Annotated in this window: 26 protein-coding genes; 8 read left to right on the forward strand and 18 right to left on the reverse strand. The window is 44.4% G+C overall.

Annotated elements, in window-relative coordinates; translation table 11 throughout:
- Window positions 1–4 precede the first annotated feature (4 nt).
- The 9 genes from ACVBIU_RS11290 to ACVBIU_RS11330 form a co-directional block, all read right to left on the reverse strand.
- Window positions 5–454 (reverse strand): phage protein, encoded by a 450-nt coding sequence (locus ACVBIU_RS11290; RefSeq protein WP_447163809.1) that lies wholly within the window; start codon window positions 452–454, stop codon window positions 5–7.
- A 22-nt stretch (window positions 455–476) separates the two neighbouring features.
- A complete protein-coding gene (locus ACVBIU_RS11295; RefSeq protein ID WP_447163808.1) occupies window positions 477–1595 on the reverse strand; it encodes a DUF2586 domain-containing protein in 1119 nt (372 codons plus the stop codon).
- A 32-nt stretch (window positions 1596–1627) separates the two neighbouring features.
- Complete coding sequence (locus ACVBIU_RS11300; protein ID WP_447163807.1) at window positions 1628–2275, reverse strand: phage virion morphogenesis protein; 648 nt, start codon at window positions 2273–2275, stop codon at window positions 1628–1630.
- Entirely contained in the window at window positions 2272–2772 is a 501-nt protein-coding gene (locus ACVBIU_RS11305) for a phage tail protein (protein WP_447163806.1), read from the reverse strand. Before ACVBIU_RS11305 ends, ACVBIU_RS11300 begins: the two co-directional genes overlap by 4 nt.
- On the reverse strand, window positions 2769–3260 hold the full coding sequence (locus ACVBIU_RS11310; RefSeq protein WP_447163805.1) for a head completion/stabilization protein: 492 nt from the start codon (window positions 3258–3260) through the stop codon (window positions 2769–2771). Before ACVBIU_RS11310 ends, ACVBIU_RS11305 begins: the two co-directional genes overlap by 4 nt.
- 110 nt (window positions 3261–3370) lie before the next feature.
- Window positions 3371–4060 carry a phage terminase small subunit gene (gene gpM, locus ACVBIU_RS11315; RefSeq protein WP_447163804.1) on the reverse strand — a complete coding sequence of 230 codons (690 nt, stop codon included), beginning with the start codon at window positions 4058–4060 and terminating at the stop codon, window positions 3371–3373.
- A gap of 38 nt (window positions 4061–4098) precedes the next feature.
- Window positions 4099–4722, reverse strand: coding sequence for a hypothetical protein (locus tag ACVBIU_RS11320; protein WP_447163803.1), 624 nt, complete (start codon window positions 4720–4722; stop codon window positions 4099–4101).
- A 90-nt stretch (window positions 4723–4812) separates the two neighbouring features.
- The gene (locus tag ACVBIU_RS11325) at window positions 4813–5847 is read right to left on the reverse strand and encodes a phage major capsid protein, P2 family (protein ID WP_447163802.1); all 1035 of its coding nucleotides are present in this window, start codon (window positions 5845–5847) and stop codon (window positions 4813–4815) included.
- A 49-nt stretch (window positions 5848–5896) separates the two neighbouring features.
- The gene (locus ACVBIU_RS11330; protein WP_447163801.1) at window positions 5897–6793 is read right to left on the reverse strand and encodes a GPO family capsid scaffolding protein; all 897 of its coding nucleotides are present in this window, start codon (window positions 6791–6793) and stop codon (window positions 5897–5899) included.
- 188 nt (window positions 6794–6981) lie between these two features.
- Here ACVBIU_RS11330 and ACVBIU_RS11335 point away from each other — a divergent pair, with 188 nt between their 5' ends.
- Together ACVBIU_RS11335 and ACVBIU_RS11340 are read left to right on the forward strand one after the other, a co-directional pair.
- Window positions 6982–8817, forward strand: a complete 1836-nt coding sequence (locus tag ACVBIU_RS11335) for a terminase large subunit domain-containing protein (protein ID WP_447163800.1) — start codon at window positions 6982–6984, stop codon at window positions 8815–8817.
- A 72-nt stretch (window positions 8818–8889) separates the two neighbouring features.
- Window positions 8890–9918 (forward strand): phage portal protein, encoded by a 1029-nt coding sequence (locus tag ACVBIU_RS11340; RefSeq protein WP_447163799.1) that lies wholly within the window; start codon window positions 8890–8892, stop codon window positions 9916–9918.
- Between the two features lie 138 nt (window positions 9919–10056).
- Here ACVBIU_RS11340 and ACVBIU_RS11345 read toward each other — a convergent pair whose 3' ends face one another.
- The gene (locus tag ACVBIU_RS11345; RefSeq protein ID WP_447163798.1) at window positions 10057–12000 is read right to left on the reverse strand and encodes an acyltransferase family protein; all 1944 of its coding nucleotides are present in this window, start codon (window positions 11998–12000) and stop codon (window positions 10057–10059) included.
- A gap of 212 nt (window positions 12001–12212) precedes the next feature.
- Between ACVBIU_RS11345 and ACVBIU_RS11350 the strand changes: the two genes are divergently transcribed.
- On the forward strand, window positions 12213–12464 hold the full coding sequence (locus tag ACVBIU_RS11350; protein WP_447161160.1) for an ogr/Delta-like zinc finger family protein: 252 nt from the start codon (window positions 12213–12215) through the stop codon (window positions 12462–12464).
- Here ACVBIU_RS11350 and ACVBIU_RS11355 read toward each other — a convergent pair.
- The 8 genes from ACVBIU_RS11355 to ACVBIU_RS11390 all read right to left on the reverse strand — a co-directional run bounded on the left by ACVBIU_RS11355 (window position 12388) and on the right by ACVBIU_RS11390 (window position 17289).
- On the reverse strand, window positions 12388–12600 hold the full coding sequence (locus tag ACVBIU_RS11355; RefSeq protein WP_447163835.1) for a hypothetical protein: 213 nt from the start codon (window positions 12598–12600) through the stop codon (window positions 12388–12390). The two genes, ACVBIU_RS11350 and ACVBIU_RS11355, sit on opposite strands and share 77 nt — an antisense overlap.
- Before the next feature lie 310 nt (window positions 12601–12910).
- Window positions 12911–15214, reverse strand: a complete 2304-nt coding sequence (locus ACVBIU_RS11360; RefSeq protein ID WP_447163797.1) for a replication endonuclease — start codon at window positions 15212–15214, stop codon at window positions 12911–12913.
- Window positions 15214–15468, reverse strand: a complete 255-nt coding sequence (locus ACVBIU_RS11365; RefSeq protein ID WP_447163796.1) for a hypothetical protein — start codon at window positions 15466–15468, stop codon at window positions 15214–15216. The genes ACVBIU_RS11360 and ACVBIU_RS11365 overlap by 1 nt, the downstream gene beginning before the upstream one ends.
- Window positions 15449–15700 (reverse strand): hypothetical protein, encoded by a 252-nt coding sequence (locus ACVBIU_RS11370; RefSeq protein ID WP_447163795.1) that lies wholly within the window; start codon window positions 15698–15700, stop codon window positions 15449–15451. Before ACVBIU_RS11370 ends, ACVBIU_RS11365 begins: the two co-directional genes overlap by 20 nt.
- A complete protein-coding gene (locus ACVBIU_RS11375) occupies window positions 15701–15934 on the reverse strand; it encodes a hypothetical protein (protein WP_447161154.1) in 234 nt (77 codons plus the stop codon). It abuts the gene before it with no gap.
- Window positions 15935–16012: 78 nt separating this feature from the next.
- Entirely contained in the window at window positions 16013–16459 is a 447-nt protein-coding gene (locus tag ACVBIU_RS11380; RefSeq protein WP_447163794.1) for a hypothetical protein, read from the reverse strand.
- Between the two features lie 12 nt (window positions 16460–16471).
- Window positions 16472–17014 (reverse strand): phage regulatory CII family protein, encoded by a 543-nt coding sequence (locus ACVBIU_RS11385; RefSeq protein WP_447161152.1) that lies wholly within the window; start codon window positions 17012–17014, stop codon window positions 16472–16474.
- A 68-nt stretch (window positions 17015–17082) separates the two neighbouring features.
- Window positions 17083–17289, reverse strand: a complete 207-nt coding sequence (locus tag ACVBIU_RS11390; protein WP_447161151.1) for a DNA-binding protein — start codon at window positions 17287–17289, stop codon at window positions 17083–17085.
- A gap of 73 nt (window positions 17290–17362) precedes the next feature.
- On the opposite strand from ACVBIU_RS11390, the gene ACVBIU_RS11395 reads away from it, so the two are divergent.
- Genes ACVBIU_RS11395 through ACVBIU_RS11415 form a run of 5 tightly spaced genes read left to right on the forward strand, consistent with a single transcriptional unit; the run spans window position 17363 to window position 21320 of the window.
- Window positions 17363–18430, forward strand: a complete 1068-nt coding sequence (locus ACVBIU_RS11395) for a helix-turn-helix domain-containing protein (RefSeq protein WP_447163793.1) — start codon at window positions 17363–17365, stop codon at window positions 18428–18430.
- 28 nt (window positions 18431–18458) lie between these two features.
- Entirely contained in the window at window positions 18459–19055 is a 597-nt protein-coding gene (locus ACVBIU_RS11400; RefSeq protein WP_447163792.1) for a hypothetical protein, read from the forward strand.
- Window positions 19056–19098: 43 nt separating this feature from the next.
- Window positions 19099–19683 (forward strand): hypothetical protein, encoded by a 585-nt coding sequence (locus ACVBIU_RS11405; protein WP_447161148.1) that lies wholly within the window; start codon window positions 19099–19101, stop codon window positions 19681–19683.
- 18 nt (window positions 19684–19701) lie between these two features.
- Window positions 19702–20280: a hypothetical protein gene (locus tag ACVBIU_RS11410; RefSeq protein ID WP_447163791.1), complete on the forward strand. Its 579-nt coding sequence runs from the start codon at window positions 19702–19704 to the stop codon at window positions 20278–20280.
- Between the two features lie 2 nt (window positions 20281–20282).
- The gene (locus ACVBIU_RS11415) at window positions 20283–21320 is read left to right on the forward strand and encodes a phage integrase (protein WP_447163790.1); all 1038 of its coding nucleotides are present in this window, start codon (window positions 20283–20285) and stop codon (window positions 21318–21320) included.
- Window positions 21321–21389 lie beyond the last annotated feature (69 nt).

Below are 21389 nucleotides of genomic sequence, written 5' to 3' on the forward strand. Positions count from 1 at the left end.
CTGCCTATTGGTTAATGTTTTCGATTTCATCGGGGCGTAAATACGGAATACCATCGATGTGCACAAAGTCGGGATCCGTTACATCAAACGGGATTTTAAACAGCGATGCTTGACCGCCTTTTTTATCGAGATCCAAGATGTCGCTAAGCTTGATACGGCACCCAAAGGCTTCAACTTTCACTTCGTCTTTAGACGTTTTGCCATAAAACATAATGTCGAACGGCTTCATTCCGCGCCACGAACCCGCACTTTTAGCAGCGTTCGAGATCAACTTAAAGTTGCTCGCATTGACCGATAGTTCACCACTGGCCGACACGTCACCATCAACATAACCATCGGGCACACCGCTGGTTTGGCTTACGCCGCTGTTGTCAGTAATCGCAAGGCTTGCCGTGTCAACTTGGATCATGGTGTCGCCTAAGTTGACGTTAAAATTCATTCCAGATAAACGCATGTCTTTCTCCTACTGCGAGGTTTTAAAGGTTACTTAGATCAAGCATGATGTTGACGGTAATTTCTTTCGGGCTGTTATATGGGCGCACAACCATGTAGATCACCACGCTCTTATTCGTTGGCCACTCGATAGTAATGTCGCCATCTTTTGGCGGCTGAATATCACCTGGGAACGCAGTGCCTAAAATGGTGTAGCTCTTACTCATGTTGCGCAGTGGCTTCATAAAGTAAGACTTGTTCATTTCAATGCTGTTAGGCGTAGAGTTAAGTACTCGGTCACCCACACGGCGAATAGCTAAAATACGCACTTCGCGGCTGGCTTTGTGCACTACACGAAGTTGCTCAATGTATTGATAGTCGCCGCCTGCTGCGTCAAGGGTTGATCCATCGCCCCAATAAATGCCCTCATAATCTGGGTACCACTGCGGCACACTTAAGCGCGCGTTGGCTAAGGTTTCTAGCGTGGCAAGTGCAAGTGGTGCATCGCTGCTATCCACTGGTGACTCACTCCCAAGCGTACCTAAGCCCATTACGCTACCCGTTGCCACACGCATTGGGCTGTCGGCAATACTCACGGCGGCATTACATAAGCGGCCAGCAAGTACACCCGCGTTATTGCCATGCAGCTGCGGCACTGGAATAACTAAGTGATTGGCAAGGCCTGCGACTAACGCCACGCTTGCTGCTTCATATGCTGACCACGTTTGGGTTTCTGCATCGATACCCGCTAGCGCAACAATGCCCGATACAAAACGGCCTAGTTTGGCTTGCAAGCTATGTAAATAATCGTGTTTTGCGCTAATTTCCGCTGCGGTTTTGCTTGGGTCACAGAAAACTACGGTTTCAAAGCTTTGCACTTCATTAGCGCGGTCGATGGCGGCAAATACATCTTCACCATCTGCCAGTGGGTAAACGGCAGCGGTCCAGTTTTGGCCCGCGTTTAACTGCGCGGCGATCACTTGGTCGCGTAACCCGCTTTCGGCAAGAACGGCTTCAAGATCCGTTTGTGCACCAACACTAAACAGCTGGCTTTCTTCATCAACATGACCTGCGCGACCAACAAAGAGAAAATGGCGCTCGATGGCTTTTACGTCACCTTGTCCCAAATTCAAATTGTTAACTTGTACTTTACCTAATGACATGGGGTTATCCTCTTTGCCTGTGAACGGTTCATTTAATTAATCTTTTGCATAATGTTGGCTAGCTCACGCTGTACATTTTCGGTGCTATCGCCCAAGAACGGTCTTGACTCAACGGGGATATCCCAGCGCTTTTGTGATTGCTTATCGCGCAAGCTGCGTAGTATTAGCCCCGCTTGCCCTTGGTTGTAACGGTTAATGACTTCCGCAATCGTGGCGCGGCGATAACCTTTGCCCTTGCCTTTTTTAATCTTGAATCCAGCTCTAATCAGTGCCTTGGCTTGGCTTCGAGTTGCTGGCGCATCGTAATCAGCTTGGCCATGAATGCGGCGCATACGGCCAGCGCTCATCGACTCCGAACCGCCCTCTTGATGCAATGCTGCAATACGGCCTGTTAATGTGGCCTTATGCTTTAGCTCTAGGCGGTTAGCCCCTTTGACATAAGGCTCTAATGTGCGCCCCATACGTTTAAGCATCTTGGCTTTACGACCATCGGCGCGGCTTGCAAACTTGCTGCCATCAACCGTGGTTTGGCTGCGAATGCGCTTACGTGCTTTGGCACGCTCAAAGCGGCCAAGCGTTTTTAAAATGCGGGTACGTTTATTTGCAGGCAGAGCAAGCAAACTTAGTTGCTGCTTAATGCTCAGCGCTTGCTGATTATTTGGGGTGATAACAAGGCTCATGCATCCCCCTTTTGCTGTAGATCAACGCTTTCGGCAATATTGATAGGCACTAAGGACACCCGATAACGCCCGCCATTAAATTGCACCGGACCGTTATCATCAGGAATAAGCTCTATGTCATCCATCAACTGCAGCTCGATTAATATCGTGGCGTTGTCTCGGCTTATTACATCAATATCGATTTCTGGATCATCTAAGCCGTAAACATCGCGGGGCCATTCACTGTCAATGAGGTAAGCCGACACCATGGCAAGCAGGTTGTAAGAATTAATGCGGCGGTGTGGTAACTGTTCGAACGCGATAACGGCGTTGTACTTCCACTTGGCCACTTGGTAACCGTCAATGCCTTTATCTTCACCGCTTAAAATCAGGGTGCCGCGTTCTTGCCAGGCATCGATGTTGTTGGCCTTGATCACCGGCTGCAAACTGGCGAGTAAAAACTCGCACAATTGCTGCAGCTGGGTTTTAGTTTGGTATTGGCTATTCGACTGGCTCATAGCGAGTGCACTCCCGCACGGCCAAGGCCTAACAACAAACGCACGCTACGGTTAGATTGCCCAAGCAAGGCGTTCTGCTGGTCTTCATCTTGGGCTTTGTTGTTGCCCGCCTCTTTTTGGTCGACGGCAGAAAAATAGCCCAGCAAGTCTGCATGGGAGCGGGCATACACTGCCGCGCGGTAAATGCTGACCTGCTGCTCACTGAAATCAGGAACTAGACTGGCGTCTAGGGCAAAAGGCACATCCTTGTTTTCTGTGTAGCCAAGGGCTGCTGCACTTGATGAAGATGGCGCTAAAACGTAATTCAGTATTTGTTGTTGCACTTCGGCAACACTGCGATTGAGTGAGTCAGCAATGGCTTGCTCTTCAAAGGTTTCAGGTATACGGCGATGCTTGCGAAACTCGCCCGTAGACAACGCAGGCCAACCGCTATCTTTGTCGATATCGATGCTTGCTTGTGCTGCTGCTTCAAATCCAAAACTACTCATCTCATTCACTCTTAATTGGGTTCAGTGCGGTTAGCGTCGACGTGGTTATTAACAGTCACCCGTTAAACACTCGGCTAGCGCACTGGAGGGTTGGGAGTCGGTCCCTTGCGTTAGTTGGCTTGCTCTTGAGAGCCGTTCTCTTGCGAACCATAGGCCTCTAACGCACGTATTCTCATTTCAATCTTGTTACGTATGGTTTTTACCTGGGCATGCTTATGCAGGCTGGCGGCTTTTTCCAGTAGCGCATCTGCTTGCTGTAAGCGGTCAATGTCGCCCACTTGCGTTGGCTTAACATCACCGTTCGTTGTGCGCAGTAATGCCAAACCCGCGAATTTGTAATACTTGGCGGTAACCACTTCCGGTAATTTCCAACTATTCGCAACATGCTTAAACACCTGGCTAAAATACGGCTCAATGCTATGGCCGTTATCTGCTTGAATCTCACACCAGTCGAATACAGCATCGCTAATAAACCCTGCCCATTGGCGGCGAATAGTGCGCACCATAGGTTGGTTAAGCTCAATGGCTTTGAGGCCGAGTTCAATCCCTTGGCCGAGATCGTCAACGTCGAATAACCAAACCACGCAATAAGCAAAAATAGGATTGTCAGAAATAGCATTTTTGTCGTTCTCCTTGGCGCTTTGTAGCGTTGCTACTGTTTCAGCTTTTGTTAACAAGTACTCGGTGACAATGGGTAACCACTTAGGCAGTAACACGTCACGTTTATGGGCGACTTTATCGCTCCGCCTTACCAAGCCCTTAAGGCGCTTTAAGTCGTCTTCAAGTTCAATCAGTTGCAAGTGCAGGCTTGGCGCATATTGCGCGTCACCTGTCAGACCTACTTTTTCGAGCTGCTTTTGGCTTTGGCGTCTTTCTCGCCAGGCGAGGATGCTAGCTCCGCCGACGGCTTTTTTAGCTCACTAGCCGCCTCTTTAATGTCGTTAGCTGCATCACTAATAGTGTCTGCGTTGTAGGCCAGATCACTAGATGCTTCGCTTACGTCATTCGCAGCGGTTTCCACTTTTCCGGCGGCTTGGTTTACTGTTTCGGCAGCGAGTTCAGCATTGCTTGCAGCGTGGTTTACGCTATCAGCGGCTTGGTTTACTGTTTCGGCAGCATCGGCAACCGTGTCAGCGCTTTGCTGCAGTTCGGTATTAATATCGATAACTTTAATATCAGAGATTGCGCCATCTTCATCGGTCGTCACTTCTGCAGTAACCGACTTGTCATCACCCGCTGCAGGATCAACGTGAATTTGCATTTCTATAAAGCGGGCTTTTTGGGCAACTGCTTCACGGGCTTTTTCGATGGCTTGCTCTTCTTCACAACCAAGTAGTTTTGCCAGTAGCGCTAACGCTTCATTTACTGGTTTAGCTGTCACGGCTTTATGCTCGGCACAATCATGTGCTTGCTTGGCTTTTTCAGCGGCACAACGTTTTTGAAAATTGGCGATAGCACTCATGGCAATATCCTGTTTAGTCGTTCTAGTAATGAGTTGATAAAGGCTTGTTAGATTTTGATTAGGCACTCAATGAGTGCCTCACCGCAGGGCTTACGCTGCAGGTACAGCGCCAATATTCATGTTGTTTTCATCAATGGCGGCATAGCCCTTGAACTCTTCAACGGCATAGCCTTCCATGCGCCAGAACTTGTCTTCATGTTGCTTGCGGTCTTCAACATTTTCAGACTTACGCGAGCGAGTGCCCACTTGGGTGTAAAGGTGCAGGTTAGAAAGCAGAGTCACGACGATACGCTTACCTGGGAAGAACGGCGGCGTGTAAGCACGCAAACCACCGATGGATTTATCCATCTGCTGTGCGGCCACTTTCTCGCTTGGCTTATCGGCTTCGTTCATCATCTTGGTTTGTGCAGTGGCGGTTAAATCGCTACCCACCAATACGACAAGGCGCGGATCATTACGTAATGATGGATGAATAAGGGTGTTTTTCAGTTCGGTGACAATCGCGTCAAGCGTCTTGTATTCACCAACTTTTAAATCTGCCGTTACTGCATCTGGGTTGAAATAGATTGGGTCGGTAACAATTTGCTCTGGCGCGTTCTCTTTAACGATTTGGTGCCAGCCTTTGTTAACGTCTTCGCCCATTGGGTTGTTAACAGGATCAGAGTTTTCAGCAACCGAGGTGCCATTAAAACCAACGCGGAGTAAATCCAGTGCGAAACGGCGGGTAGCGTTTTGGCTCATTAGCTTTACAAACTCATTTTGCTTGCCTGCGTTTGCCCATACCGCCAGTGTTGCCCACTTAACCGATGCACATGAATCAGTTTCAGTTAGCTCATAATTGTGACCACCGACGCCGTTGACAGTGTTAAAACGACCATCTTTTTTACGGCCGGTAGCGATACCATAATCACCGACTTTAACCACTTGGCCTTTAATCTGGTCAACGTCCATCATTGAGATCAGTGATAGGAACTCAACCGAATCAAGCAAAGCCGCTTTTAGTTTGGTTTCCATTGGGCCAGTAACGCTGAATTGATGTTGCACATCATCAACGCCGTAGCTCTGCGCCATGTTGCTGGTATATGCCAGCAAACAGGCTTTTGCGACTGGTGTTAAAAAATTCATTTTGCTCTCTCTTGTTTAGTGATGAATGTCAGCTATCAATTGCAGCGAGTTATACAACCGAGAATGATTCGCCAAGGCCTGCAGGATCAGGCTCTTGGCCACCCGTTTCTTGGCTTAGCGTCTTAAACTGGGTTTCCATGCCATCAACTTTGGCGGTTAAACCGGTAATCGCTTCATTAAGCGAGCTGAATTGCTCAGGCGTAATACCGCCTTGCTGCTCTTCTGCTGCCGCTTGCTCTTCTTCGGTTTCAGGCTTTTTCGTACTGAAAGCTTCTGTTTTTGCTTCAAGGCTTTCTAATCGGGTGCCGATAGATGCGAATTGGCCCATCAAGGCTTCATGCTGTTCTTTGTTCATGGGTTCTTCCTCAGAAGTAGTGCTTACATGCTCAGTGCTGCTTGCCTGATGCGGCGTAAGGGATTTAAAAAACTTGCCTAGCGTGCTGAAAAACGCCTTTTGGTTTTCAGGGGTGTTCAGCTCTTCGCTGTCTACTGCTGGATAGCTAATGACTAGCTGCTCTGGTGCGCCGTATTGATGGGTTTCAAAACGCTCTTTAGCACCAAATTTAAGGCGGTCAGTACCAAGGCTTGCAGGCTCATCGGTAACGCCAAGGCCTGTTAGGTAGGCTTTGCCTGTTGCGGCAAAATTTGGATCAAGCTCTATCGAGGTATAGACCTTTTGGTCATTCTCGTTAGCCATAATAAATTGGGAGTTAGGGTTCAACTTACCAAACAGCACTAACTTGCCGTCATGCTCTTCGGTTTTCACTTCTATCACGTCACCCCACGCGCCATACCAACGGCGGTGATCAGGCCAAATGCGCGCACCATAAGTTTTAGGATCGTAGCTTTCTGCAATATCGACTAGCCATTGACGTTCAATTGGCACGTTACGAAACGTTGCGCCCTCAGTTGCGATGCGTACCCAGTCTGTTTTCAATTGGCTCATTACATAGTCCGGTTCGTGATTTGAAGGTGAAAGGTAAAGATATTGCAGGCAGCATAGCCAGATGAAACACCGCTGGCACTGGGTTTGGTTCTGATTAATTCGGATATAGGGCGATATCCGAAACAGGCCGAACATTAGTCCGTTATTGCCTTGTAACTTATGAATACACTGCAGGTCAGTTGGTTTATTTGTCACTATTAACGGAGTCGAATCACTCACGCATGGCCTACTCTCCTGAAATTCGCGAAGCGGTAAAGCGGCTCTATTTAAGGCGCTGGACACCGGACGAGATCCGTCTCGAACTCAACTTGCCTAATACGCGGGTGATTTACTTTTGGGCTGACAAATACAGTTGGCGCGATTTGCTGCGCGAGGAAGAAGTCGACGAGGCCATTGCCCGCCGCATAGTAATGCTGACCGATATTGCCGATAAATCTGGCGGGCAACTTAAAGAGCTCGACATGCTGATTGAAAAGCATGTGAAGCTGAAAAAGCAGCGTTTAATCAATGAGGGGCATTCGTTCGGTGCTAATAGTAAGAACAATGGCAATAGCAGCAAAGGCAATACTAATAACGGCAATGATCAGCAAAACGATGTAGCGCCAAGCAAGCGCAAAGGCCGTAAGCGTAAGAATGACGTTAGCCATTTAACCGAGGACGATTTTAAAGCCTGGTACGCCTCTTTATTTGAATATCAAAAGGTGATGCATGAAAACCTGCATCGGCGTATTCGTAACATTCTTAAGTCGCGCCAGATTGGTGCCACCTATTATTTTGCTGGTGAAGCATTCGAGCAAGCGGTGCTGTCGGGTGATCCGCAAATATTCCTATCGGCTTCACGTTCGCAGGCCGAAGTGTTCCGTACCTATATTGTGCAAATTGCGCAGCAGTTCTTTGAGATTGAATTAACCGGTAACCCGATTGTGCTGCATACAGCCCATGGCGATGCCGAGCTAAGGTTTCTGTCGACGAATAGCAAAACGGCTCAGAGTTACCACGGCCATGTGTATGTGGATGAATACTTTTGGATTGGTAAGTTTGACGTACTCAACAAACTAGCCTCAGCTATGGCCACCCATAAGAACTGGCGTAAAACCTACTTTTCTACCCCATCAACCAAAGCGCACCCCGCTTACAGCTTTTGGACAGGGGATCACTGGCGCCGCGGTATGAGTGATCGCGAAGAGGTGGAGTTTCCCACCTTTGATGCCATGCGCGACCGAGGCCGATTTTGCCCCGACAAGCAATGGCGCTATGTGGTCACCATTGAAGATGCCCTTGCTGGCGGTTGTGGACTGTTCGACATCGAGGAGTTGCGCGACGAATACAACGACGATGACTTTAAAAACCTGTTTATGTGCATTTTTGTTGATGATGCCGACAGCGTATTTAAGTTCAGCGACCTTGAAAAATGCATGGTCGAGTCGGCTCGCTGGCAAGATCACAAACCCAAAGAGCAACGGCCATTTGGCAATCGCGAGGTTTGGCTCGGTTATGACCCATCACGCACCCGCGACAACGCCACCTTAGTGGTGATTGCACCAGGTGAAAAGAAAGGCGAGAAATTCAGAGTACTTGAAAAGCACTATTGGCGTGGCTTGAACTTTTCCCATCACGTAAGTGAAATTCAAAAAGTGTATGCCCGTTATCGCGTCACTTACATTGGCGTTGATACCACAGGCATTGGCGCAGGCGTGTTCGACTCGATTAGCACGCTATTCCCACGCGAGGCCACGGCGATTCATTACAGCGTTTCAAGTAAAACCCGCTTAGTACTGAAAATGATTGATGTGGTTGAAAGTGGACGCATTGAGTGGGACGCCTCGCATAAAGACATTGCCATGAGCTGCTTATCAATACGCAAGACCACCACCGACACAGGCGGGGCTATCACCTTTAAAGCCAGCCGCGACAACGTAACAGGCCACGCCGATGTGTTCTTTGCCATCGCCCACGCCGTTATTAATGAACCACTCAACTTTGCACATAAGAGAACATCACAATGGCAGTTCCAAAACGGATGACCTTAGCCACGGTGTTAACACGGTTCAATGAACCCAACTAATTCAAATTAACGCACACAAGAGAACATCATCATGGGCGCTACAACACTAAACGCAGCTAACGACGATTCAATGACTGATACAACGACCGAAACGGCAACTAATGCGCCAGTGGTGTTCAGTTTGCCCGAGCAGGTGATGCCCAATATGTGGCTAACCGATTATGATTCACTGTATTACAACGACAATGAACAATATTGGGAGCCACCTGTTGATAGACATTTGCTGGCTAATTTAACTCGCCGCAATGCCCAACATGGCGGCATAGTGCAAAGCCGCGCCAACATGGCAACCAGTCGTTTTGTCTCTGGCCCCATGACGGCGCAACATGTTGAAGCATCATTTTTAAACTTGGTGCAGTTTGGTGATGTGGCTTTACTTAAAATCCGCAATGGTTTTAGGCAGGTGGTGCGCTTGTTCCCATTACCAAGTTATCGCACCCGTGTGGGGAGTGATGGCGGCGCGGTAGTGCTTGAGCGAAACAACCAAGTTAAGCGCTATAAAGCCAAAGACATTATTTGGGTACGTCAGTACGACCCTGTGCAGCAAGTCTATGGTTGCCCCGATTACCTTGGTGGCTTACAAGCTGCACTGCTCAATGAAGATGCCACACTATTTCGTCGCAAGTACTACATTAACGGCGCGCACATGGGCTTTATCATGTATGCCACCGACCCCAACTTAGATGCTGATGTTGAAAAAGACATTAAAGAGAAAATTCAAGATTCTAAAGGCGTGGGTAATTTCAAGTCGCTATTTGTCAATATTCCCAACGGTAAAGAGAAAGGCTTGCAGATTATCCCCGTGGGTAACTTTGAATCGAAAGATGAGTTTATGAACGTGAAGAGCGTCAGCTCTCAAGACGTACTCAACGCCCATCGCTTCCCACCTGGCTTAGCAGGAATTATCCCGTCTAATACTGCAGGCCTTGGCGACCCGTCAAAGTATGATGAGGTTTACTATAAAAATGAGACTAAGCCTCTGATCAGAAAGTTAGTCGATGCAGTGGCGCAAGATAGTGAACTTGGTGGGCGTTTGGGGTTCGTGTTTGATTTTGAGTAGTAAAATGAAAAAATAAAAATATCTCTTATTAAAAATAGCTTATTCTTCATTTTAAAGCTCCCCTAGTTTAGCCTATTATATCATGCATGCTATTTATTCAAAAAACAGCATGCATATCAAGCTTGGTTAATACACGCATTATAAAATAGAGTTATTAATCAAACCTTTTAACTTAGCACTCCCATATATAGAAAGGTGGTCATCATCAAAGTAATAAGATTTAACTTCATCACCTACAGAACATGTTTTATCAGAGCAAAATAACTCTGTTGGATCTACAACAACAATATTACTATACTTTCTTGCAACACTTATAATGATTTCATTTGTCATCCGCTGAAAATCTATATGCTTCTCTGTACTTACCGACAAATCATCCAGCAACTCTTGTTTTAATTTCCCAGCGGAAAATGATTGATAATAGGTTTTTTGTGGCATAGCCTCTTGCATTGGAACCTGCAGCATGACGATAACTTTAACTTTTGTTTTTGAATATTTTTCAAACGTAGTCTCTAAACCTTTTTTAAAAGCAGATATAGAGCTCTGCCTACTTTTCCCTTCACTTTCTTTGCTTTCTTCACTTACTAAGTATTGAATACGTCCGTCTGAATACTCACCCTCAGTATAAAAAGTCCACCTTGCTGCTAAAACAGCATAATCATAATTATTTTCAACAATATACTTAATGACTTTTTCATTTAAAAGTTTGCAACTTTTATTAATTGGATCAGAACGGCTTGGGTATACACCAATTAACGGTGGACATCCGCTATAACCTGCGTATGTAAGTTCAAAGCCTCGCTCTTTTGAAACTGTTTCGAGCGCAGGTAATGAGGAATATGAATGACTATCACCGAATGCAAATAACTTATATTCCCCTTCTGTTACTTTACAAAAATCGGTATTCTCACTGTGTGAAAAATCTTTATCAAAACAGTCATATGCTGCTCTTTCGAACGACTCTGACACACTGGCAGGCATAGGGTAAAGATATCGATTTGGCTCTAACTTATAAACAACAAGGCTGGTAAAAGAAAGCCCTATTACAAGATACAACGGCTTGCACTTTAAGTAACTGAAAGGTTGAACAAAATCACTCCTAAATTTGATTTTTTCAATATATTTATTACTCAAAAAACCAAAGAACACTGATAATCCAATACCAAGGTAAATGAACGCATCATTTAATGAAAAGTAATAAATAGCTACAACTAGTGGCCAATGCCATAAGTAGATTGAATAAGACCACGATCCAATTTTTTGGATAACGATATTGCTAGCTATAAAGCTATCACTTCGATTAGCTTGAATAATCAAGAACGAACCCAAAACAGGAAATAGCGCTAAATAGCCTGGCCAAGGGTTATCTTTTGATATAAAAAAATAAGAACCAACAATTAATACTATACCACACCATTCTAGAAGCTTTTTCCTTTCTTCTTTCAAAGTAATAGGGTATAGATAAGCAACACCTCCAATCATCATCTCCCATGCTCTAGTAGGCAATAGATAATAAGCTGGGTTAGGCCACATGTAGGTAGCGATTACACAAAATATAAATCCTAGCAATGTTCCAAATAAAATTGATACTTTCATAGCCTTTACAGACATGAATTTTCTCATAGCTACAAGCACTAAGGGATAAATTATATAAAATTGCCATTCAACCGATAATGACCAGGTATGAAGTAGCCATTTCCCGTGAGAAGACACATCGAAGTAGCCAGACTCCCTCCAGTATGTAATATTAGATAAAAAACTTATACTACTACCAGCATGCTTTGCTAGTGCTTTATAATCTAAAGGGTTTAAATAAAACCAACCTAAAACAAGTAAAACGGCACAAAGAACGGCAAGAGCGGGAATGATCCTGTTAGCTCGTGCAACATAAAACTTTAGTATAGAAAAGTTTTCTTGCTCTATTCCTCTAAATATTATTCCAGTCATTAAAAAACCTGAAATAACAAAAAATACATCTACACCAGCGAAACCACCTGGCATCCAAGAAGCATTAAAATGAAATAGCACCACAGCTATAACTGCGATAGCTCTTAGTCCATTAATTTCTTTTCTAAAAGTCAAAATTTACAACCCTATAAGGTAAGCTACTGTTTTGTAGGCAACGTTATACGCATAATAAAGCCTCAATTCAACTTCAAAGTGCCCCGCTACCTTGATTAAGAAACTTTAGTTAAAAGAGGAAGCATGTGTTGGTTAGCTAAAACCAAGACCACTGTTCAAAAGCACAGTACAATCGAGTAAACTAAGCTGATTAAAACGATTGGGAGATTGTGATGCGAGTACTTTGTCCAGGCTGTGGTTCTGTTGCGATTATCGGTAAAACAAATCGGCTGAGTTTGGCCCATGCCGATCTGTATTGTTCATGCTCTAACCCAGAGTGTGGCCACACCTTTGTAGCAAACCTAAGTTTTAGCCACACTTTGAGCCCAAGCGCTCAAGCAGCAAGTGCTATTGTGTCGGAACTTGCTCGAGCCCTCTCCCCAACTCAGCGTCAACAGCTGCAGCAGGAACTAAACCTTCTGTGATGTATTGCTGTTCATAAATAGCCAATACATCTGCTAGTATCGCATTACATACATCCTTTTTTGCCTCAGTATCTAAGTTAGGAAACAGGCCATTCAAAAGGTCTACTTTCTGGTACAGCATAGATTCATCAGTCATTTTTGTAATTCCATCATTGGCACACCAACTGCGGTGCCTAACCTATTATTCATACATATAAAATCGCGCAACCACCTGCTGCGCTATTTGAAAAAGCCACGGCTAACATACTTGTCTAAACGCGCAATTGTGTTTTCAATGAAAAACAGACTACTGGCTACCGACATAACTTGCAAACAATAAAACCATTAACTTACAATACGTTACTATCGCGATCGCGACCAGCAACACCAATATCATGGCCAACATAGATACATATAGCTTTACTCGATACAAATTAGGATTGGTACCACAAAGACAAAAGCGTCTATTAGAAATACTCAAACTCACTACTCTCTTCATCAAGCAGGCGTTCGAACTGCAACTGGCCATTGCTCACCCACCAAATTCGTCCCGAATCAGTAAATACTCTTAAACCTTTTGCAAGCTGCTCAAGCGAATAAGGATCGACTACACCATGAGAAGCAAGATAACGGCGCGACTCCTCTGAAAGTCCTGCTGTTTGCTGCGCCAAAACCGACTCTGTACAGTTATTCCCACAAGTCCGAGTATCGCCGCTGCCGCGACTCTTAGAGCAAGAGCAACTGCCAACAGCAACAGCTTTAGGCTGCTTCCACTTAGGCATAGGCAGCTTGTCTTCTTTGTTCTCAATACTGGTGTTGGTTTTAAAAATGGCGGCACGCTCGGCTTTGAGCTTCTTATAACTGCCCTTCTCGTTTTCATCCATGGTTCTAAGCGTCCACTTTTCACCACGGGTAATGAGCGACCTAACTTTGGTATCAACACCATCAATAGTGGCCAACGCACAAAGCCCAAGCACGCGCTTGGTCATTTCGCCAAATTCGTTGCCGCACTCGGTTTCTTCATATTCAAGTTTGATAGGGTTAACCGCCAAAGCCTGTTCAAAGGCTTTCCAGTTTGAGCTTTCAGCCGCAGCCCTGGCATGTTCGATTTCGGCAGGTTGCGGGCACTCTTTTAAGCGCCTGAGTTCACGCCATACCTGCACAGATGAAGAGCCGAAGAATTGAAACTGGCGCAGGCGATAACGGCTAGCCCATGCCGCCGCATTTGCTGCACCGTCATTTGCCGACAAGCCAGATTCAAAATCTAACTCGCCCTGCATATGCTCACCCTTGATATTCTTTGAAAGATACTTAACGATGTAGCCCACTGCTGAACCCTTGGTTTTATCTATAGGTTCAATCTCTAAGCGGTGTTCTGCAGCGCCCTCTTCATCGCCATCCACCTCAAAGGCATACTTTTCGAGTAAGTCTTTGAGTACATCGCTATGATCAGGATGAACGAAGATCAGCATATGCCAATGCGGTGTGCCGTCTTTGTGAGGCTCGCTAACACGTAGCCCCTGAATCTTGATTTTGCGATATGACAAAGCGGAGCGGATTTTGCTCCATTGGCCTGACAGATAGGCTTGAGTGAACTGAGCGTTTTCGCAGTTCCATTTATCTGAATTGAAGTGATACTTACTCGGGGCCGTTAAGGTGACCATAAAGCCAACTTTGCCGCTCTCTTCTGCCACTTCTTCTAAGCCACGCGCTCTAACAATGAGTTCAACAAATCGGTTGGATGGATTAGCAGTACCCGCCATAGCCGCATCAATCAGTGGCAAAATCACCCCTGATTCAGATTCAATCATGGTGTTCTCTAACCACTCACGACCACTTCTTTGCTGCTCGCACCACTCGTTAAAACTCTCGCGGCTTAAATAAGGGCTGTCTTCACCCACAAGCCCTGCTGCAACATTCAAATGCTCACAACATAAATCACGTAATGACCGTAATTGATTATGCCACCACTTAGGGCTAGTCATGCGCAATATGGCGCACTCTGCCGCCTCAATAATTTGGTTTCGCTTTACGTCTGAGTAATAAGGCGGCTTAACTTGCCATTGCTGACACACTGCAGCTGCAGCGTCATAAGCCTTTAAAAAGGCAACATCACCGCTGTAATGGTTGGCGGTGTCTTTCACTTCATCTAAAACAATCAGAGCCAGTCGATTAGCCACATCTTTGAGTCTCTTGCTTTTGCGATATTTGATTAGGTCAAAGCCACCGAAATACGTGGTTCTTCTACCGTTACTTTCGTTAACGTGTTTTGACGTGGTACTTAAAAAACTGCCCACATTGTGAAATGGATACTTGAGCCATACCTTATTGATAAAATCGGTAGTCTTACGTAGATAAATATTAGCGTTGCGTAATCGTTTACCTGAGTTACCACCCGTTAGGCTAAGGCGGCGCTGATACTCTGCACTGATTTTAAGACGAATGTTATTCGGCAGGTGACTCAAACGCGCATTAGCAAAACTGCGATTACTATTTAGCACTGCAGGATTTGGCGAAACTTGCTCGAGTAGTTGGTTAACCTCTTTCAGTGCCTGGCGAGCATTGCCGTTCTTTGGCAATTCAGCGGTTCTATAGCCATCAAGAAAGGTTAGCTGTTGGTATTGTTCGAGTGTTTTGGGCTCAACTTTTTCAATATGCTGATAGTTAGCCGCAAACAAACACGTGCGCCCTTTAGGCGGTGTTTTGACTAATCCACAAAAAACAGCCGAGGGCAATGCCTCGGACTGTGGTGATAATGTAGGGCTATACATTACAGCCCCTCAATACCATGCATCGCTTTGGCTTTTTCCAGCGTTCGGCGGATCCCTTTAGCCAAATTGGTAAGGTCATTACCCAAGGCTTGCCAATATAGGCAGTTCAACGCGCCAGAATGTTTGGCAATTGAAAGGTAGCTTGAGTCAGCACAAGTATGCTTATTATCAACATACTGTTTTACGTCACTGACTAAAATGCGCTTTTCAGCCCGGTAATGGTTGAGTAAATGTCTAAAGGCAGCTGATTTCATTTTTATTCTCCGCCTCGTTTTCTTTCACCTCTTGAATACATTTAGGGCAAGCTGTAGAACAAACTTCACCACCGGTTTCGTAGCCATGCCAACCATCGGCAGCGGCTTTATTAATTGCCTCCCCCACCGTGCTGACTCTCGAAATATAATTTGTGCCGGTACACATGAAACAAGTGATCACAAAGACTGATAAAACTTCAACTTCAGTGGGCTCGACGTTGAGTAACTTCATCTAAGCCACCACTTGGTTAACGTGAATGTTGTTGCGAATGGCAACCAAACGAATACGCAGAGTTTTAGCCACTGGCAACTCAAGTGCTTCAGCAATACCCTGCAAGGCTTCAATCACCGACTCGGCCACTATGGGCTCAATGGGATAACTAGAATGGTTTAAAGCGGTTATGACTCTGTTTGCTTCATTGCGAATAGCATCATCTGTTGTTAAACTCTGTTTTGTCGGTTTCATAATGTAAATCCTTGAAAATCTATTGATTGAGTCGACACGGCCACATCCGCTGTAACGGAAGTGGCTTTTTTGTGCCTGTTAATAGCTAACTTGAGCCATTGCGGCCTGATTACTTGCCAGCTCACCTGCAAGTTCTGCAAAACTGTCTTCTGTTGGAGTCTCAATTTTTGCGGTAATGAATTGCTCTCGCCCCAGCCCAATAGAACTGATCTCTTTTACTAATTCACGAATGGCTAGCATCGACATACGCACCGCCTCTTGTTCATCAAACGTCATGTTTTCAAGCGGAATATGAATGTGGGTACTGGGTTTTAGGCGGGCGCCAAATAAGATGATGGCTTTTTTTTGCTTTGAAAGGCCGCTGTATAGACTGGCCGCGCGGTTGCGTCCAAGCATAGAACGCACAGCAGCAATACTCTGCTGACTAGACGGGGAAGCAATATCGTTAGCGGCAGCTTTTTCAATATGTAAGTCGGTTTCTATTCTGGGCACAGCTTCATGCGCAGTTTGCTTTAGAGCTTTCATATAATTCCCCTTCTACATCAGCCCAGGCATGGGCATGGCTTGCATTGCATCGCTCGCAACAGTGAGTACCGGAATAGCTTGAAACTTCTGTTCTACGTCATGCACAAAAATGGCTAACTCCGCCATCACGTAAGATGCACGCCTTACGGTTTCATGGCGCATCCGCTCAGTGACGCGTTTGGTGGCTTTAACATCTAAGGCCAGTGCACCTAGCTGAGCAGTATTGGCATTAATGTCGAGCGCCCTATCGGTTAACGCGGTTTTGCTTGCATTGGCTAAGTCGCCCAGTGACACCGAAGCCGCACAACCAAGATCCATCAACACCCCATCAACAATGCAACGATTACCACTGGCTCTGGTGATTTTCACCAACTCACTCACGGTCAACTGATGCGGTTGCTCGGGTAGCAGCTTATTGCGCAGCATCTGCGGGCGTTTCATTCCAGCGGCCTTGGCGATATCACTTATCACTTCGTCATTTGCAAACTGACGCAGTGCACCGGTTAGGTGAACTTGCTCATTTGAATACTGTGTGTTGCTCGAATTGGCATACATAGACGCAAAACTCCATTTTGCTAATCTTCAATTGAAGATAAAAACATTCAAATGACGACTCCAATGTTTTAGCTAACTAAGCAAAGCTCAGAGGCTTCTTTCATCAATGCCAACATGTTGATATACGGGCGTTCTTGCGGCTTACATTTAGGGCGAATAGGTAGGCGTCCTTCACGGACTAGGTAGCGAACATTATCAACTGAAGTGCCGGTACGGCGGGCATATTCTTCAAATGACAAGAATGGGGCGTCAATGTGTAGTGATAGATTGCTCATTTGATGCTATCCTCGAATTTATGTGTCTTTCTGTAATGTGGCGTTACAGACCGTTAAATCATTTGGTGAGACTATGATTGATCATATTTGTACTAACTTCAATAGTGACGACGATAAATTTCGTAACTTTATTGGTAAACCATTAAATGTGGAAGGTGGAAAGGTTCTAGTAGATAGGCTTTTACATCTGTTCAATCTAAGAAATAAGGTTGAACTATCAGAGATTATTGGGGTATCAACGGGGTCTATAGCTACTTGGCAAACCCGATCTACTGTTCCTTATGAGTTGTTAATTCGAATTCATTTAGCAACGGGGGTTTCAATAGAGTATTTACTCTTTGATAAAGCCGAAGATGATTTGAATGTAATGAGCTATTGTATTAACCCTAATGAAACGCCAAGTTTTGTGACCATAAATCAGAACATTAAGAGTTTTCATTACCCATTACATCAACCCATTCACAGTGATGGTGGCTTACAAATCATAAATCGCTTACAGGAAATATTAGAAATTGATAGTAAGGCTGAATTAGGAAGATTGTGCTCTATAAACATAGGGACGCTAGCGACTTGGCAAACAAGAAAAACAACGCCACACGAACTGCTATGTAGAGTTCATCTAGCGACTGGTGTTTCAATGCACTACCTGTGTTTTGGTAAAGAGTGGATTCCTCCTCAAATTGAGAAGCCTGAAATTAAAAACTGGATGGAAGCCCCTACCGTTAAGGCCGATGAACAAAAGTATTTTAATAGAAACAAAAAACAACGCATTCCTCTACATGATTGGATGCTCAAAGAATCGGATTCTAAAGCCTATCTTTCAGTTTTTGAGATTGATGAAGGAGATATGAAAAGAGTAGATAAAATAAAAATCAATGATGAGTTTCTTACTCTTTTCTCTATCGATGATGATGGATTATCGATAAGTATAAAGGATACTCACTACTTTATAGATCCTAAAATAACTACGATAACTAAAGGGCAATACCTATTCAGAGTCAATGACTCATACCAACTAGGTGAGTTACGCCACCTACCCGATGGAAATATTTATTTAATCGAAGACCAAGAAAAATTTATCTTCGACCCGGCTTCAACCATCGTACTTGGAAAAGTAACCTCAATTTTAAAGCGTGTTTAATTTCTAGTTCAACCAAAAGGAAGTGATCATGTCAGTAGAAAATTCAACTGTTGTCTGGCAAGGAAGTACCAAGGATATTGAGTTTAGTTATGCCGATTTCAAAGGCAACAAAACTCGACGTAAGGTTCAAGTGAACAAGGTTTTATTCGATAAAGATAAACAGCAGTTCTATATAAATGGTATCTGCCAAGAACGAAATTCTGAACGAGATTTCAAAGAAAACAACATATCAACCATGATTAAAGTCGGCTCGAACAGATATGACTTCCAAGAGTGGTTGACGACTCTTGATGTCGACATGTTTGGCTTAATAGATGATGACTCTCAATCCGTAAAAGCTGACCCACTGCCTATCACAGAACAACCGACACAGACCTTCAGCGACAAATTGGAAGAGTACAATAGAAAGCAACAGAAAAAATTTGAAGAAACAAAAGCAAATCAGGTTGATACTCCAGCTCAAGCCAAGGCTAGAAAACTCATCAAACCCTTGTTTATATCGATTGGAGTTCTGTTCATAGTGCTATTTTTGATTTTGCTTTCATCTGCTGCAGATACAGATACAACAGCTAAAATACTGACCTCTCCAGCAGGCGATACTGTCAACATGAACAAAAATGGGTAGATTTACCCTGCTCAAATAAATTTAGAGATTAAGAGTAATATCTATGAGTTTAGAAACATTGTTTTCAACCAATATCATTGTCCCAATTGTCGTTGCATTTATTGGTTTTTTGGTTGCTGTAACTACTGCAATTATTGCGAAAGAACATAAGGTATCAGAGTTTAGGCAAGCTTGGATAAATGACTTGAGAAATGATTTAGCAATTTCACTGAAAAGTGCTTTTGACTGTATTTACGAACTTCAAAACGACTCAAAAAATCACGATATTCAGAAATATAATGAATCATTTAGAGAGCTTGAATTTAGACTAACACTAATAAAACTTAGGCTAAATCCGAAGAAAGACGCCTCATTTATTACACTGACTAACAGCTTGTTACATCAGCTTTTTGAGGTCCATAAAGCCCCTAATAAAAGTAAAGCGATTAGAGAATGTCAGAACTCAGCAAAAATGATTGAGGCATTAAGCCATGAAATGCTAAAGAATGAATGGGAGCGGGTAAAGCTTGGTGAAAAGGGTTTTTTAAGGTTTAAGAGTTTTGGCAAGTTTTTGGCGTCGACATTCATGATAGCAATCTACGTTTTATTTGTAATTGCACTAGTTAACTCACCCATTTTGTTTAACTAAAGTAAAAAGAGTTTTTAAATGACACCTGATATGACTATTTGGATTGGTGCTGCAGCAACCATTTTAGCTGCTTTTATAGCTGGAACTGTTGCTCTAACCAGCACGGTTATAGCTAAAGAGCAAAAAATTTCTGAGTTCAGATTGGCTTGGATTGATGCATTCAGGAACGATATTGTTGAACTAATAGCTTGCGGCACTAAAGTCTCAGCACTAGCATCTATAACTGAAGTCAACTCCAATCACGCTGAAAAATCGTTTCAAGCTAGAGCTGAATACTTTTCAATAGCTACAAAAATAAACCTCAGGCTGAATTGTGGTGATGGCCTAAACCTTTTATACGAAATAGATAGATTAATGCATACAGTTACCTATGGCGAAAGTAAAAATCGAATGATCGCTGTGACTGATGTTAATCATGAAATAATAAAAATATCACAAGAAATCATATCTGTAGAGTGGGAGAAAGTTAAGCAGGGCGAATTACTAAATCGCTTTTTTATCGGAACAGGAAAGGTTTTGATGGGTTCATCAATAACAGCATTTTTCTTTTATGTTCTTTATTCTGGCTTCCCACGTTATTGCCCAGTGGTTGGTTAACCATGTCTATTCGTAATCTAAAAGATAGCAGCGATAAACCTTGGTTATGTGAATGCTACCCTAATGGTCGGGATGGTAAGCGCATACGTAAGAAGTTTGCCACTCGCGGTGAAGCTACCGCCTTTGAATTATTCACCATGAAAAAGGTCGATGACAAACCTTGGCTTGGTGAAAAAGTTGATAGCCGCCGTTTATCAGAGTTAATCAAACGCTGGCATGATCTTCACGGCCAGCAACTAACTAAGCCAGAGCTGCGGTTACGAAAGCTTGATTTGATTTGTAACGGCATGGGCGACCCGATTGCCAGCAAGATCACCGTTAATGACTTTGCCAATTACCGGCAGATGCGCCTCGATGGTGAAATTGAAGACGCTCAAGGTAAGATGAACAAGGTTAAACCCAACACCATTAACCATGAGCATGCTTATCTCAATGCGGTGTTCTCTGAGTTAAAAAAGTTAGGCGAATGGAAGTTACCCAACCCACTCGATGGTATATCTCAATTTAAAATTGAAGATACCGAGCTGGCGTTCCTCTACCCAGAAGAGATCCCTATTGTTCTAACCGAATGTGCTAACGCTGAATATGAACACCTCACCACGATTGTGCTGATATGTTTAGCCACTGGTTGCCGCTGGTCAGAGGCCGAAGGTTTGCGCGGCAGTCAAATAGCCCACAACCGCATTACCTTTGTTAAAACCAAAGGTAAGAAGAACCGAACAGTGCCAATAGCGAAAGAACTCGCCGATAAGATACCGCGTGCAAGAGGCCCATTATTCAGGCCATGCCGCAAGTCATTTGAACGTGCTATTAAACGCACCAAGTTGAATTTCCCAGATAGACAGATGACCCACATTTTACGCCACACATTTGCCAGCCACTTTATGATGAACGGCGGCAATATTCTGGTACTAAAACAGATACTCGGCCACTCCGATATCAAAGACACCATGCGTTACGCCCACTTCGCCCCCGATCACCTTGATGACGCAATAACCAAAAACCCAATAGCAGGGTTGTTAGAGAAGCATACATTATGATTACTCAAAAACTTTGTGGGATTTTTGTTCTTATCAGTTGGAGTTTATTCCTATTTATACTCCAATTGT

It is taken from the genome of Shewanella sp. 30m-14, from assembly GCF_052977125.1.